The organism is Hyphomonas atlantica corrig. (genome assembly GCF_000682715.1).
In the GTDB taxonomy this organism is placed as follows: domain Bacteria; phylum Pseudomonadota; class Alphaproteobacteria; order Caulobacterales; family Hyphomonadaceae; genus Hyphomonas; species Hyphomonas atlantica.
On record NZ_AWFH01000034.1, the window covers coordinates 190,264 to 204,454 of the forward strand.

The following is a 14,191-nucleotide window of genomic DNA, read 5'->3' on the forward strand; positions in this document are numbered from 1 at the left end:
AAATCCTGGAGAGAGACCATGACGCAAGTGAAAACGGGCGATACCGTACACATTCATTACACAGGCACGCTGAATGACGGCACCACATTCGACAGTTCCGAGGGCCGCGAGCCGCTGAGCTTTCAGGTCGGATCCGGCCAGATCATTCCGGGCCTCGATTCTGCCATTCCGGGCATGACTGTCGGCGACAAGAAGACCGTCAACGTGGCCTGTGACGAAGCCTATGGGCAGGTTAATCCGGAAATGACGCAGGCCGTGCCGCGCGCGGACATTCCGGCTGACATCCCGCTGGAAACCGGCACCCGCCTTCAGATGCAGACGCAGAACGGACAGGTCATCCCGGTCACGGTTACCGCGGTTGACGACAGCACGGTGACGCTGGACGCGAACCATCCGCTGGCCGGTCAGGACCTGACCTTCAACATCGAACTGGTGAAGATCGACGCAGCGGCGTAGTTTTCCCCGCATCAGACTTAAAGACGGCGGCGTTCCAAAGAGGAGCGCCGCCGTTTTCGTTTCAGGCAGCACATTTGCCCGGACTGGCGAGGCCATCCGGTGAGGTGTGACTGAGTTCAGATGAAAATCCGTGTCAGGACGTGTCGTGCAGGATGAATGGGGCCGTCGCTGCAATTTGGGTCTGCGGAGCCCCGGCCCATGCGCCATGTACGGTTTCCAAATGTGCCATGTCATCGACAATGGTCTCAGGCAGGTCGCTCCAACGCGAAGGGCGCTGCCATGCCGGAACAGCAGGCGGCGTATACCGGTAGCGGCCGGGATTTGGCGCATCAGCCATCGCCTGAATGGTAAGATTGCCACAGCGGTCGATGCGAATGAGAACAACGCGGCGCGTTCGTTTCTGCCAAGCGGTAAGCCGGCGCAGATTGAGCCACAGGACCGGCCAGAACAGGGGCCAGACAAAGGCGTAGTATCGAAGATGACGCGGCTCAATCATGGCGCTGACTATAGGCCGGGTTCGGACGGTGTGGGATGAGTTTATTTTTTGCGCAATGATTTCAAGGCGAATTACCCATGAAAGTGGGGATAGGGCGGGATATTCAGAACACGCCCATTTCAATTCCTGCGCCCAGGGCGGCGCCAAGCTCCCGGCATTTGGCAAGGTCTGCGTCAGGGATGGTTTTCTCTGCCAGGATCTCAGCTTCGGTTTGCGCATGCGTGCAGATGATCAGGGGCGGCTGCACCTGTTTCAGGCGCCAGCCCGTGGCGATGCGTGCGGCCTGTTTCGCGGCATTTTCCCCGTCAGAGCCGGCACAGATCATCAGGCCATAGGCGCGGCCTTCGATCTTGCCCAGAACCGGATAGTAGCAGCGGTCAAAGAATTCCTTCATCGCGCCAGACAGGGCGGCGAGGTTTTCCGGCGCTGCGAAAAGATAGCCGTCTGCGCTCAACAGGTCTTCCGGCCCGGTATCTTCGGCGCGCTTCAGCAATGTGTCCGTCTCTGCGCCCGCGGCGTCGGCAGCGGCCTCTGCCATCTGGCGCGTGCCGCCTGTGCGGGAATGATAGATGATGAGCAGCTTGGTCATACCCCTACATTCCAAGCCTCACCGCCTTCGGCAAGGTCGGATCAGCCGTCTCGCGCATCAAACCGCTGGCGATAGGCAAGCGGCGAGGTGCCCGAAACCTGGCGGAAGACAGCGCGGAATGTGTCGGTGGCGCCAAAGCCACATTGATGGGCAATGTCTGCAGGATCCATCTGGGTAGATTCCAGCAAGCTCATGGCTCTGAACACTCTTTCACTGCGCAGCCATTTGAGCGGTGTGGTTCCAGTGCCGTCGCGAAAGCGCCGGAGGAATGTCCGATCGCTCATGCCGGCATGTTGGGCCAGTTCGGTCACGGTCAAGGGTTTGTCCAGATTCTCGCGGGCCCAATCCAGGACAGACGCAATCGATGTGCCTGGCCGTTCCTGTATCGGGGCTTCAACATATTGGGACTGGCCTCCATCCCGATGAGGGGGCGCAACCAGGCTGCGGGCAATTTTGTTCGCGATGGCCGAGCCGTGGTCACACCGAATGACGTGAAGGCTCGCATCAATTGCAGCGCTGCTGCCAGCGGATGTGATGATGTTGGCATCGTGGACGTAGAGCACGTCTTCCTGCGTCTCGATCAGGGGAAACCGGTCTCTCATCATCGGCAGGTAGCGCCAATGTGTTGTCGCGCGTCGCCCATCCAGCAAGCCGGCATGTGCGAACACGAACGCGCCGCTGCAATAGGAAACGAGTCGTGCCCCCCGCTCATGAGCCGAGATCAGGGCATTCTGGATTTCGGCCGGAGGGGGCTCTCCGACATTGCGCCACCCCGGAACGATAATGGTGTCCGCGTCCTGCAGGCTGTCCAGCCCGTAAGGCGAGGTAAGCGTGAATCCCCCCACAGCCCGGGATACGTTTTCTGAACAGACTACCCGGAAATCGTACCAGTCGGTGTCGAGTTCCGGCCGGGACCAGCCAAATATCTCTGCCGCAATGCCGAATTCGAGCGGCCACAGCCCCTCATACGCAAGCGCGACGATACAATGAGGGGCCTGTTGGGTCATGTCTGGCAAGCGCGCCTCCGATTTGGCGGAAATCAACCATATATTGTCATTATTGCCAATTCGGTTCGGTCAGGCAATCCCCTAGGTTTTGGTCTTCCAACAAAAAGGCACAGGAGTCCGGACCGATGAATTGGAGACAAATTTTGCTCAAGACAGGTGGGCTCTGCAGTGTCGCAGCGGCTCTGGCCACGCAAGCCGCGATCGCAGACCCCGCAGGCGTGTATGTGCGTTCACTGATGGGAGAGGCGTCGCATGTGGAGAGGTGCTTCGATGCGGTCCAGAAGCCTGGAGCGGCTGGTCTGCGGGGCATAGAGGCGTGTACGGAGCTTGTGGAGGGCGATCCGCCGCGTGACCGATTGCTCATGGCGGGGCTGACCAATCGGGCAATACTCTACCGGCGCGCGGGGCAGCTCGACCTGGCACAGCAAGACTGCGTCCGCGCACTGGCTTATCATGATGCGGGGGCGGACACGGCGACAAGCTGCGCGGCAGTCTATCTTAGCTCCGGCAAGCCCGAATTGGCCTTGCGGGTGCTGACTGAATCCGAGGCACCGGCCTCGGAAAACCGCGCGCAGTATTTCCACAATCTGGCGCTCGCCCATCATGATCTCGGGCAATATGCGCTTGCCTATGAAGCGATGGAGCGTGCCCTCGACGCTGAGCCGGGTTTTGCTCCGACCGTTGAGCTGAAGGCGTTGTATCGCGTAGAGGCGGCAAACTGAAAAAAGGCCGGTGCGGGAGGGGGACCGCACCGGCCAGCTCAAGGCGGCGGGTTAGCCGGCCTTGTGCCATTCGAATTTCGCGAACGGCGCATCCACCGGCGTTTGTGCGAGGTGGTTTGTGTAGTTCGAGATCGTCTTCTGGGCGACGCCGAGCACGACTTCGAGGATCTGTCGCTGGGTGTAGCCTGCATCGAGGAAGGCTTTCACAGCGGCGTCGTCGACATTGCCGCGATTGCGTACGACGCTGAGCGTGAAGGTGCGCAGCGCTTCCAGCTTGTCGCTTGGCAGGGGCGTTTCGTTGCGCAGGGCGTCTGTGATGTCCTGGCTAACCCCCATGCTGCCTGCGATCGCGGTGTGCGCGGGAACGCAATAGTGGCAGCTATGCTCGACATTGATGGCTTGCCACACCACGGTCAGCTCGTCCTTGTCGAAGCTGGACGCCTGGAACAGATCGCCGAGTTCCTTGTAGGCTTTCAGCAGGCCCGGCGCTTCGGCCATGACGGCGTAGAGGTTCGGGACGATGCCCATGCTTTTCTTGGCGCCAGCGAGGATCTCGCGGCTTTCTGTGGGGGCGGTGTCTTCGGTGTGGAGGGTGAAATCGGTCATCTGGGGGGCTCCTTGCGTTGAGTGTTTGTGTGCCCGTTCGTCGGGGCCCACCTCATCTGGGAGGCCGCGCCGCGAAACCAAGATCTTTTTTGAGTGATCACTCAAATGTGAGCGGCGGGGCAAGACAAGCGCGCCTGAAGGCCCTATCTTGAGGGCATGACACGTATGCCTGCCTATGACCGGGATGCCGCGCTGGAGGCCGCCGTTCGCCTGTTCTGGTCGAAGGGCTATCACGCGACATCGCTGAAGGATCTCGAAGCCGCGCTGAACATGCGGCCGGGCAGCATCTATGCCGCCTTCAAGAGCAAGCAGGCGCTGTTCCTTGCGGCGATGGAGCGATATTTCGAAAAGATGCAGGCTGGCTTTCGCGCGCATATGGAAGGGGTGGACGTGCCTCTTGCGGGGTTGACCAGCTTCCTGCGGGCCTATGCCGAAGATGCGCCCGGCGCGCGGGTGCATGCTTGCTTGCTGCTCAAGACCCTGCTGGAAGCCACGGCGACCGATTCAGAGATTTCAGGCCCTGCGCGGGACTATCTGAACCGGATGAAGGCTGAGTTCGAGGCAGGATTCAACGCGGCGAAGGAAGCCGGGGATTTGCCGCACACGGCGGATGCAGCCCGGCTGGCCCGGCGTTACCAGGCTGCGCTGACCGCCCTGCAGATTGAGCTGCAACGGGGGCTGTCCGGCGCAGAGCTGACAGCCTTTGTGGATGATTTGATCGAGCCGTTCGAGCAATTGGCGCGCGAGGACGCCAGCTGACGGATCATTCTGCCGGGACAGGCGTGAGCGCCTCTTTCCAGTCATCCATTGCGTGGCGATTGTCATGGTCCCAAGGGTGGAAGCCGGGCTTGAACCAGGACAGCCAGACCTTCCAGCCGCGTCCGAACAGGGCCGGTTTCTTCCAGAGGAATTCCTTCACGGCCCGGTCGGCCTCTTCGCGCGTATAGCCGTCAGCCTCCAGCAGCATGGCGGAGAAATTGGCGATATTGGCGGTGAAGTGTTTCGTGATCAGCAGCATGGACAGGCTGCGCCGGAAATAGCGCTTCAGCGAAGGCCACCCTTTGGTGACCTCAAGGAACACGTCGTAGGCGACGGCCTTGTGTTCGGTCTCTTCCATGGCATGCCAGCGCCAGAGGCGTTCCAGCGCCGGGTCGGTCTGGCTGAAGATCGGTACACCGTCAATGTCGGCATCGAACATTAAATCGGCCATCATTGAGGTGAAATGCTCCAGACAGATCGTGGCCATCAGCATGCGCATCGGCCCACCGGCGCGGCCGAAATTTACCCGCTCCAACACCTCCGCTTCGATGTCAGCGACGGGGTATTTCTCGCGGTCGATCTTGTTGTTCAGCAAATGGTGTTCACGCGAATGAATGGCTTCCTGCGTGATGAAGTCCTGCACATCGTCGGCCAGCTTGCCCGAAACCTCTCCGCGATACGCCTTTACCGCGTCCATGAACATGCGCTCGCCCTCCGGGAAGGTCAGCGACATGGCGTTGTAAACGGCGGTGGCGACGGGGTTCCCGTCCAGCCAGGGGCGGCCATCCTCCGCGGCGGTCATGTCAAAGCGCAGATTGCGCGGCTGGATCGTGATGTCTTCGGGGGTGCGTTTGCGCGTCATTGTGTTTACTGCTTTCTGGTACAGAACTGGCAATCGTCTTGTCGCAACAGGTAACACTACTGACAAAAATGTCAATAAAGAAAAAAGACACCTCACCCCGAATCCGTCGCACGCCGGAGGAATCGCGCGCCAATATCCTTGCGGCGGCGGAGACGCTGCTCGTGGAACAGGGGCCGCAGACGCTGCGCCTGGCGGATGTGGCCAAGGCGGCGGGTGTGGCGAATGCCACCGTGCTGCATCATTTCGGCTCCATCGACGCCGTGCAGCAAGCCCTCATGGAGCGGATGATTGCAGACCTTGTGGACGCGATCATGGCTATCGAAATTCCCGTCGATGCCCCGGCAAAGGCGCGGGCCGAGGGCCTGAAGACCCTGTTCGATGCGCTGGAGTCACGCGGCGCGGCGCGGCTTGCCGCCTGGCTGGAATTGACGGACGAGACCAGCCGCCTGACCGTGGTGCGCGAGGCGGTTCGGGATGTCGCGCAGAAAAAGATCTCGCAGGGCGGCATCCCGTCAGAGCTTGCCGAAGACATGATCCTGATGAGCGTTACCCTCGCCCTCGGCACCGGCCTGTTCGGCCCCTCCCTCGGTACACTGATCGGAAAACCGCCAGAGCGCGCAAGGGAGCTGACGCTGCAAATGCTGATGGGATATTTTGAGGGATTGGCGGAATAAGCCGTCAGATCGTTACAGCTTCGAGCTGGGCGGCCTGGGCGAACCGGACCGCCAGCCCGGCAACGCGCTGACCCAGCAGGCGGGCGGTTTCCCGGTCTGCCGCTGGCGGCGCAACATCCCCGCCCTGATCCGCATTCGCCTGCGCCATTACGCCTAGAGATCCGCCTATCCGGTTGATGTCATTGATCGAGGCGGTGGAGGCGTTGTTGCCTGGCGCAAGGCCGAGGCTGACCCAGAGCATGCCGTGTTGGGCGGCCAGCGTGGCAAGCTGACTGAGCGTGGCGAACTTGTCGCCGGCTTGTGAGCTGGACACGGTAAAGCCGGCGGCGAGCTTGTCCTGCCAGCCTCGCTGGAACCAGATGCCGGACGTCTTGTCCATGAAGGTTTTAAAGGGGCCTGAAACTGCGCCCATATAGGTGGGCGAACCGAAGATGATGGCATCGGATGCTTCCAGGATTTCCCAGCACCGGTCGGTCATTTGTGTGACATCGATGAGGTGCGGGTCAGCGCCGTCCGTGGCGACGACGCCGGACTCAACGCTCCGGGCCAAGACGGATGTGTGGCCATAGCCGGAATGGTAGACGATGGAAACAAGTATAGGCATGGGGTTCTCCAGATTGACTAGAGGCCAAACTAAGCATTGGCGCACGCGGCAAAAGCGGCCATCGCGGAACAAGACTCTTCACCACGAGCGAACAATCGCGTCAGGCTCGGGCCGATGTAAGCCCGGCGAATTCCTCGACGAGGAAATCGATCAGGAGCCGGTGCTTCAGGGATTGCTCACGATGGGCGGGATAAAGGGCGAACAGAGCGTGCGGCGCGCCGTCCCAATCTGGAAGTATCCGGACCAGATCGCCAGACGACAATGCATCGCGGACATAGAGGTCCGGCACCAGCGCAATGCCAAGGCCGGACCGGGCGGCCTCGCGCACAGCCAGCGAACTGTTGGCGCGAAACACGGACCTGACCGGGATGGCGGCCTGATCCGCGCCGTTGTGCACATGCCAGATGTCGGGGGATTGTGCCCCGGAATAGACGAGGCAGGCATGGTGGACGAGGTCTTTCGGTGTGGCGGGCGGTGTGTGGCGGGACAGATAGTCTGGCGCCGCGCAGAGGATGCGACGAATGTCGAGCAGCTTGCGGGCCCTGAGGCTGGAATCCGCCAACGCACCGCCGCGGATTGCCAGGTCGAATCCCCCATCGACGACATCAACGAACTGGTCATTCATGACCAGATCGATCCGGATGTCCGGATAGCGCGCCGCAAAGCGCGGCAGCATGTGCGCCACCGTGGCGAGCCCGAAGGACATGGGCGCCGCAATCCGGAGCCGTCCGCGCGGCGTGCCGGTGTCGGCGCGGACCTGTTCATCGGCCGCAGCGAGCCCGTCCAGCAGGTCCGACACCTGGTCGAAATAGGTCTGGCCGATCTCGGTTAGGTGCAGCGACCGGGTGGTGCGCACGATCAGCTGCGCGCCAAGCTCGGCTTCGAGATCCTTCACCATCTTGCTGACAGCTGCATTGGAATAGTTCAGGTCACGCGCGGCGGCGCTGAAACTGCCGCGCTCGACGACGCGCCGGAACACCGTGAGGCTGGAGAAACGGTCCATTGTCCACCCAAAGGAAATAGTCTTTCGATAATATCAGCAATTATCACCTGACACGAAAAGCTCCAACTTCCCGCCAAGCGAAGACACAGGAGCCTGACATGAGCTTTCGGACTATCAAACACATCCTGGCCTCCCTGTTAGTGGGATCGACCTTGAGCGGCGTCGCCTCGGCGCAGAACCATGTGGGCGAAAGCCCCTGGGGCGCGGACGATGAACTCGGTCGACTGAATTTGATCACGCCCGCCTCGCGCGCCGACATTATGTCCCGCGTGTCTGCCGAGCGGGTCTATGATCTTTCAGTCGATTATTTTGTCGGCATGCCGAGTTGGCAGGCTGCGGGGGACCCGCATTACCAGATCTGGATGACCCACACGCCACATGGCACGGAGATCGACGATCCGATGGGCGTGGGCCGGGAGATGAATGGGCATGTTGGTTACACCGGCTCGGCTATTTCCATGTACACACATACCGGTACGCATATCGACGCGTTCAACCATTTCGGCATTGGCGGGCAAATCTACAATGGCTTCCGCGCCGAGGAACATCTGGGCGACCGGGGATGGATGAAGACCGGCGCCGAGACGATCCCGCCAATCGTGGCGCGCGGCGTGCTGGTGGATGTCGCCGCCGCAAAAGGCCTCGACATGCTGCCGGATGGTTACCGTATCACGCGGGCCGACATCGAGGCTGCGCTTGACCGGCAGGGTACGGATCTTCGCAGCGGGGATGTCGTGCTGATCCGGACCGGTCGGATGCAGGTCTATGAAGAGGCCCAACGCTACATGGCCAACCCGCCGGGCCTCGGCCTGGAGGCTGCGAAATTCCTTGTCGAAGAGGGCGGCGCGATGATCCTCGGGGCGGACAATCTGAGCTTCGAGGCGTTTCCGTCCGAGATCGAAAACAATTACGTGCCGCTGCACACCTATCTGCTGGCGCAAATGGGCGTGCCGATCATGGAGCTGGTCTTCCTCGAAGACCTGGCACGGGACGGAGTGTTCGAATTCGCCTTTGTCGGTGGATCTCTCAAGCTGCGCGGCGCGGATGCCGCCCCCATGCGCCCGGTCGCCTTCCCGCTGAATTCAGACCACTGACAAGGCCGATCCTGCGTCCCGATTTGCCCCGAGAACCCTCACCATGCCAACGAAATCCGATATCCTGCTGACAGCGACTGCGCCCGTCATATGGGGCAGCACCTATATCATCACTACCGAATTCCTGCCGCCGGATATTCCGCTGACGATAGCGGCGCTGCGGGCCTTGCCGGCGGGGCTGCTGCTTCTCCTGCTGGTGCGGCAATTGCCCGAGCGGGACTGGATTGTGCGCATTCTTGTACTGGGCGCGCTGAACTTTGCGATCTTCTGGGCCCTGTTGTTCGTGTCAGCCTATCGCCTGCCGGGCGGTGTTGCGGCCACGGTCGGGGCGGTGCAGGCGCTGGCCGTCGTGTTCCTGTCCCGCCTGATGCTGGGCATCCCGATCCGAATCTTGGTCGTGTTTGCGGCGGTGCTTGGCATGGGCGGCGTCGCGCTGCTCCTGCTGACGCCGACGGCGGCGCTGGACCCGGTCGGCATCGCGGCAGGGATCGGCGCGGCTGTCGCCATGGCAGGCGGCACCGTGATGAGCCGTCGCTGGCGTCCACCCGTGCCGCTGCTAACCTTCACGGCCTGGCAGCTGACGGCGGGCGGCCTGTTGCTGGTGCCGGTGGCGCTGGTGTTCGAGCCGGATGTGCCGGTCTTCACCGCGCGCAACTGGAGCGGCATGGCCTATCTCAGCCTGATCGGCGCGGCGGTGACCTATGCGGTCTGGTTTCGCGGCGTGGACCGGATCGCGCCGTCGGCCATCTCGACGTTGGGCTTTCTCAGCCCTGTGTCCGCTGTGGTGCTGGGGTGGGTGTTTCTCGGTCAGGCGCTCAGCCCCGGCCAGGTGGCGGCCACCGGCATCATCCTCGCTTCGGTTCTGATCAGCCAGCGCGCCGCGACGCTGCCGGACCAGCCGAAGCGCCTGCGTCTGGCGGGGTGAAGAGATGAGCGCTGTGTCCCTCGCATCCTTCGACTTCGCTCAGGATGAGTCCGCGTAAGGCTACCCGCCCAATTTCTCCGCCGCCTCTTCCGCAAAATACGTGATCACGCCGCTGGCGCCGGCGCGTTTGAAGCACATGAGCGACTCCATCATGACGCGGTCGCCGTCGATCCAGCCATTCTGGGCGGCGGCCTTGATCTGGGCGTATTCGCCGGAGACCTGGTAGGCGATGGTCGGCACACCGAAGGTGGAGCTGACGCGCTGCACAATGTCCAGATACGGAAGGCCGGGCTTGACCATCACCATGTCGGCGCCCTCGGCCAAGTCGAGCGCAACTTCGCGCAGGGCCTCGTCTGAATTGGCGGGGTCCTGCTGATAGGTCTTCTTGTCGCCCTTCAGCGCGGTGGCCGAGCCGATGGCGTCGCGATAGGGGCCGTAAAAGCCGCTGGCATATTTGGCGGCATAGGCGAGGATCATCTGGTTGGTGAAGTTTTCCTCCTCGAACGCGGTACGGATCGCGCCGATGCGCCCATCCATCATGTCTGACGGCGCGACGATATCGGCGCCCGCGCCAACATGGACCAGCGCCTGCTGGACCAGTTTTTCCGTGGTCGCATCATTCGGGATTGTGCCGTCTTCATCCAGCAGGCCATCATGGCCGTGGCTGGTATAGGCGTCGAGCGCGACATCGGTGATCAGGCCGACTTCCGGCGCGGCATCTTTCATGGCCTTCAGGGCCCGGGGGACAAGCCCGTCCGGGTCCAGCGCGCCAGAGCCGGTCTCGTCCTTGCCGTCCGCGCCGATATAGGGGAACAGCGCAATGGCCGGGATGCCAAGCTCTCGCGCGCGAATGGCGGCCCTGGCGGCGTCCTTCACGCTCAGCCGGTCAATGCCGGGCAGGGAGCCGACCGGCATGCGGTCTTCGCCATCATGCACGAACACGGCCCAGATCAGGTCTGCCGGGGTGAGGACGTTCTCGCCAGCGAGCGAGCGAATCCAGGGTGCCTGACGCAGGCGGCGCATGCGGGTGGCCGGGAAGGCCTGGGGAAAATGGGTCATGCGAGTCTCAATGATGGAAAAACGGCGCGTCTACAACCAGCCAAGTTTACGCACCATGAAACAGCGCTTCGTGATGTCCAGATCCTGCGCCTGAATGCGTTCCAGTTCCAGCATCCACTCGGCCATGTCATTGCGCTTGATCTCGCGAAAGCCGTGGCGGGCATAGAAGGGGCCGTTCCACGGCAGGTCGCGGAAAGTGGAGAGCGTGATGCGGCGGATCTTGCGCTTCTTGGCCTCATCCACGACACGGCCCAGCAGCGCCGCGCCAAGCCCCTTGCGTCCGTGGTCCGGGTGAACGCTGATCTGGTCCAGATAGAGCGTGCCGCCCCGCGGGGAGACGAGCGCGAATCCCACCGGTTCGCCCTCGGCGGCGCGGACTGTGAACAGGTCGCCCGTGTCCGCGGCGTGGGTGAGCACTTCGGCGGGGACATGATCGCTCAGCGCCTCTTCAGACAACAGGCCCGTGGGCGCAAACAGCGTGCTGGCGGCACAATCCACGTCGATCAGCGCGTCGACATCCGACGCGCGCGCGTCGTCGATTCCATATGCTGTGATGGCCTGTTGCATTGACTTTATGTGCCGCTCAATCAATTCCGTTTGAAACTTATTAAGCGAAAAAACGAGTCATTAACAATGAGTGCTTTGTTTTCCGACGAACAATTGATGATCCAGGACATGGCCCGGAAGTTCGGAGAGGCGCAATTGCAGCCCCATTCCGAGGCCTGGGACCGCGACAGCCATTTTCCTGTGGATGTGATCAAACAGGCCGCAGAACTTGGTTTTGCGGGCATCTATGTGTCGGAAGACGTGGGCGGCAGCGCACTGACGCGCACCGATGCGGCGCTGATCTTCGAACAGCTTTCCTATGGGGATGTGTCCACGGCGGCGTTCATCTCGATCCACAATATGGCGAGCTGGATGATCGACACGTTCGGTTCTGATGCGCAGCGTCAGGCCTGGTTGCCGCGGCTGACCTCGATGGAGCTGATCGCGTCTTACTGCCTGACAGAGCCGGGCGCAGGCTCGGATGCCGCCAGCCTGAAGACGCGGGCGGTGCGCGAGGGCGACGACTATGTCATCACGGGCACGAAGCAATTCATCTCCGGCGCGGGCACGTCCGATGTCTATGTGCTGATGGCGCGCACCTCTGATGATGGCGCAAAGGGGGTCTCTACCTTCATCATCGAGAAGGACACGCCCGGCCTCAGCTTTGGCGCGAATGAGCGCAAGATGGGATGGAAGAACCAGCCAACCGCGCAAGTCATTCTGGATGGCGTGCGCGTGCCAGCCGCAAACCGGATTGGCGAGGAAGGCCACGGTTTCCGTTTTGCGATGGCCGGGTTGGATGGCGGCCGGCTGAATATCGCCGCCTGCGCGCTGGGCGGGGCGCAATTGGCCCTCGACAAGGCGGTCGCCTATGCCAAGGAGCGTGAGCAGTTCGGCAAGCCGATTGCGAGCTTTCAGAACGCGGCGTTCAAACTGGCAGATATGGAGACCGAGCTGCAGGCCGCGCGGGTAATGCTGTATGAGGCTGCCGGGCGGCTGGACCGAAAGGCGCCGGATGCGACGCGCTGGTGCGCGATGGCGAAACGCTTCGTGACAGACACGGCGTTCAAGGTGGCCAATGACGCGCTGCAGATTCATGGCGGATATGGCTATCTGGCCGATTATGGCGTGGAGCGCATTGTGCGGGACCTGCGCGTGCACCAGATCCTGGAAGGCACGAACGAGATCATGCGCGTCATCATCTCGCGGGATATGCTGAAGGACTAGGCCTTTCGGGCAATTTCCCGAACATTACCGATATTTATAGCGTTTTCGCGTGTGCGGAGCCTGAATTCATGCCGTCCGTGTCTGGACAAGGCGCGGTGGCTGCGGTGTTCTTGAGTCCTGGTAGAGTGCAGGAACAGGAGGGGCCGCAATGCGTATGGTCCGTAAGCTGTCGGTTGTGGCCGGATTTACAGTGCTGGGCGCGTGTGCCAGTGCGCCGCCCAATCTGAATGACAATCAAATCGTCCGGGGTGAGCGCGTTGGAGAGGTCGAGTTAGGCATGAGCCTGATCGAGCTGTTTGCCGTGAAGGGCACGCCGCGCCATACGACCCCCATCGAAGGCACGCGTGCAACGACTTACACCTATGATGGCCTCGTCATCGCAGCGGATGAAAAGGTCTATTGGATCATCGCGCGTGACCCGCGCTATCGCACGGATATAGGTGTCGGGACCGGCGCGGAGCAGATCCTGGCGCGCGGGGCCTATGGCAAGCCGAAATGCGTTGTCACCAAGGGCGATGAGACACTCTACGACTACAGCGACATCTATTTCGGCGTCGACAACAAGAGCGGCAAGGTGACAAAGGTCGGCATCATGCGCGATACGCAGACCTGTGATGGCTGAACTGGCGGGCTGAACGATTAAAAACTCTATGGGTTGAATTAGACATTGCGGAGTTGGATGCCGTCTAACGCTCTTTTTGCCTTGGCGACTGCAACGGAATTGGGTCGTTGGCCCATTTCAGCTTCAAAGTCAGCGTACACTTGTTCTATTAATTCGGATATGTTCGAATTTGAGCTTCCTCCGAGCTTGTGGAAGACCCAGTTTGAATTTCTTTCATTGGCAAGTGCAGCAACTATGAACGTTTTCTTGGTGATGATAGAGTATTCGTCCGCGTCTGTAGGTGGATTTTTTCTTAACAAATAGACGGGTGTGATCTTTGTTTTGCTATCAGATAATGCAGCAACAACATCTGTGAGACTTTGCCGAGCAAGAAAGAATGTTTCGACGTCCAACGACTCTGGTGGGAGGACGGCGCCATCAATTTTGGGACCTTGAAGACCTCTTACTTGCATGGTCCAACTAGCTTCTAATCGCCCTAGTTGCGCTTCAGCTGCGATGAACGGCAGAGCAATAGATGTATCTGCATTGATCTTACTCACAGTCACGCAAAATCGTATAGCGTATCCCCAGCGGTCGAAACCACCACCGTCATCTTCGATTTCTTTAAAGCGGGTCCATTCATAAACTACAACTCTCCGCGCCGCGCCTCCTGACACGCTTCCAATGACTGGTATTTTGAGTTTTGCAGCCGCTTCGATCGACAATTCATAAGTACTTACTAACAGTTCCCCTAAATCATCAGCGTTAGGAGGAGCTTTTAATAAGTCGGTATTCTGAAGAAAGTCGGCAGCCTCCAGCGAAATTAAACTCTCGTCGATATCCACCGAGTTCGACAGTAGGGTTGGAGTGCTTTCGTTCAGTCCCAAGTCAACTAAGAGTTCCGCTTTTACATCAACCACCACCTGCTCCATCGCCGATCTATCATTGAATGCTACCAAAG

At 60.8% G+C, this 14,191-nt stretch carries 18 protein-coding genes; 8 read left to right on the top strand and 10 right to left on the bottom strand.

Annotated features, from left to right (window positions below):
• The first annotated feature begins 18 nt into the window (after positions 1-18).
• Entirely contained in the window at positions 19-456 is a 438-nt protein-coding gene (locus tag HY36_RS12310) for an FKBP-type peptidyl-prolyl cis-trans isomerase (RefSeq protein WP_035553193.1), read from the top strand.
• Between the two features lie 133 nt (positions 457-589).
• Here HY36_RS12310 and HY36_RS12315 read toward each other — a convergent pair whose 3' ends face one another.
• The 3 genes from HY36_RS12315 to HY36_RS12325 all read right to left on the bottom strand — a co-directional run bounded on the left by HY36_RS12315 (position 590) and on the right by HY36_RS12325 (position 2,548).
• Positions 590-952 carry a hypothetical protein gene (locus tag HY36_RS12315; RefSeq protein ID WP_035553196.1) on the bottom strand — a complete coding sequence of 121 codons (363 nt, stop codon included), beginning with the start codon at positions 950-952 and terminating at the stop codon, positions 590-592.
• Between the two features lie 103 nt (positions 953-1,055).
• Positions 1,056-1,541: a flavodoxin family protein gene (locus HY36_RS12320; protein ID WP_035553199.1), complete on the bottom strand. Its 486-nt coding sequence runs from the start codon at positions 1,539-1,541 to the stop codon at positions 1,056-1,058.
• Between the two features lie 41 nt (positions 1,542-1,582).
• Positions 1,583-2,548, bottom strand: coding sequence for a helix-turn-helix domain-containing protein (locus HY36_RS12325; RefSeq protein WP_035553421.1), 966 nt, complete (start codon positions 2,546-2,548; stop codon positions 1,583-1,585).
• 125 nt (positions 2,549-2,673) lie between these two features.
• Between HY36_RS12325 and HY36_RS12330 the strand changes: the two genes are divergently transcribed.
• Positions 2,674-3,270 (top strand): tetratricopeptide repeat protein, encoded by a 597-nt coding sequence (locus HY36_RS12330; RefSeq protein ID WP_035553202.1) that lies wholly within the window; start codon positions 2,674-2,676, stop codon positions 3,268-3,270.
• A gap of 51 nt (positions 3,271-3,321) precedes the next feature.
• Here the strand turns inward: HY36_RS12330 and HY36_RS12335 are convergent, their stop codons facing one another.
• Positions 3,322-3,876, bottom strand: coding sequence for a carboxymuconolactone decarboxylase family protein (locus HY36_RS12335; protein ID WP_035553204.1), 555 nt, complete (start codon positions 3,874-3,876; stop codon positions 3,322-3,324).
• Between the two features lie 156 nt (positions 3,877-4,032).
• Here HY36_RS12335 and HY36_RS12340 point away from each other — a divergent pair, with 156 nt between their 5' ends.
• Positions 4,033-4,635: a TetR/AcrR family transcriptional regulator gene (locus HY36_RS12340; RefSeq protein WP_035553206.1), complete on the top strand. Its 603-nt coding sequence runs from the start codon at positions 4,033-4,035 to the stop codon at positions 4,633-4,635.
• Between the two features lie 4 nt (positions 4,636-4,639).
• Here HY36_RS12340 and HY36_RS12345 read toward each other — a convergent pair whose 3' ends face one another.
• Positions 4,640-5,497, bottom strand: a complete 858-nt coding sequence (locus HY36_RS12345; RefSeq protein ID WP_035553209.1) for a metal-dependent hydrolase — start codon at positions 5,495-5,497, stop codon at positions 4,640-4,642.
• A 68-nt stretch (positions 5,498-5,565) separates the two neighbouring features.
• Between HY36_RS12345 and HY36_RS12350 the strand changes: the two genes are divergently transcribed.
• Positions 5,566-6,171 (top strand): TetR/AcrR family transcriptional regulator, encoded by a 606-nt coding sequence (locus tag HY36_RS12350; protein ID WP_035553212.1) that lies wholly within the window; start codon positions 5,566-5,568, stop codon positions 6,169-6,171.
• A 4-nt stretch (positions 6,172-6,175) separates the two neighbouring features.
• Here the strand turns inward: HY36_RS12350 and HY36_RS12355 are convergent, their stop codons facing one another.
• Positions 6,176-6,775 carry a flavodoxin family protein gene (locus HY36_RS12355; RefSeq protein ID WP_035553215.1) on the bottom strand — a complete coding sequence of 200 codons (600 nt, stop codon included), beginning with the start codon at positions 6,773-6,775 and terminating at the stop codon, positions 6,176-6,178.
• Positions 6,776-6,875: 100 nt separating this feature from the next.
• Positions 6,876-7,778: a LysR family transcriptional regulator gene (locus HY36_RS12360; RefSeq protein WP_035553216.1), complete on the bottom strand. Its 903-nt coding sequence runs from the start codon at positions 7,776-7,778 to the stop codon at positions 6,876-6,878.
• Positions 7,779-7,876: 98 nt separating this feature from the next.
• Between HY36_RS12360 and HY36_RS12365 the strand changes: the two genes are divergently transcribed.
• Entirely contained in the window at positions 7,877-8,872 is a 996-nt protein-coding gene (locus HY36_RS12365; RefSeq protein ID WP_035553218.1) for a cyclase family protein, read from the top strand.
• Positions 8,873-8,915: 43 nt separating this feature from the next.
• Entirely contained in the window at positions 8,916-9,797 is an 882-nt protein-coding gene (locus tag HY36_RS12370) for an EamA family transporter (protein WP_035553222.1), read from the top strand.
• Between the two features lie 60 nt (positions 9,798-9,857).
• Here the strand turns inward: HY36_RS12370 and hemB are convergent, their stop codons facing one another.
• A complete protein-coding gene (hemB, locus tag HY36_RS12375) occupies positions 9,858-10,856 on the bottom strand; it encodes a porphobilinogen synthase (RefSeq protein WP_035553225.1) in 999 nt (332 codons plus the stop codon).
• A gap of 30 nt (positions 10,857-10,886) precedes the next feature.
• Positions 10,887-11,423: a GNAT family N-acetyltransferase gene (locus tag HY36_RS12380; RefSeq protein WP_051602762.1), complete on the bottom strand. Its 537-nt coding sequence runs from the start codon at positions 11,421-11,423 to the stop codon at positions 10,887-10,889.
• A 66-nt stretch (positions 11,424-11,489) separates the two neighbouring features.
• Between HY36_RS12380 and HY36_RS12385 the strand changes: the two genes are divergently transcribed.
• Both HY36_RS12385 and HY36_RS12390 read left to right on the top strand, forming a co-directional pair.
• Positions 11,490-12,629: an acyl-CoA dehydrogenase family protein gene (locus tag HY36_RS12385; protein ID WP_035553227.1), complete on the top strand. Its 1,140-nt coding sequence runs from the start codon at positions 11,490-11,492 to the stop codon at positions 12,627-12,629.
• A gap of 148 nt (positions 12,630-12,777) precedes the next feature.
• Positions 12,778-13,251 carry a hypothetical protein gene (locus HY36_RS12390; protein ID WP_035553230.1) on the top strand — a complete coding sequence of 158 codons (474 nt, stop codon included), beginning with the start codon at positions 12,778-12,780 and terminating at the stop codon, positions 13,249-13,251.
• 38 nt (positions 13,252-13,289) lie between these two features.
• Here HY36_RS12390 and HY36_RS12395 read toward each other — a convergent pair whose 3' ends face one another.
• Positions 13,290-14,150 carry a hypothetical protein gene (locus tag HY36_RS12395; protein WP_206741196.1) on the bottom strand — a complete coding sequence of 287 codons (861 nt, stop codon included), beginning with the start codon at positions 14,148-14,150 and terminating at the stop codon, positions 13,290-13,292.
• Between the last annotated feature and the right edge of the window lie 41 nt (positions 14,151-14,191).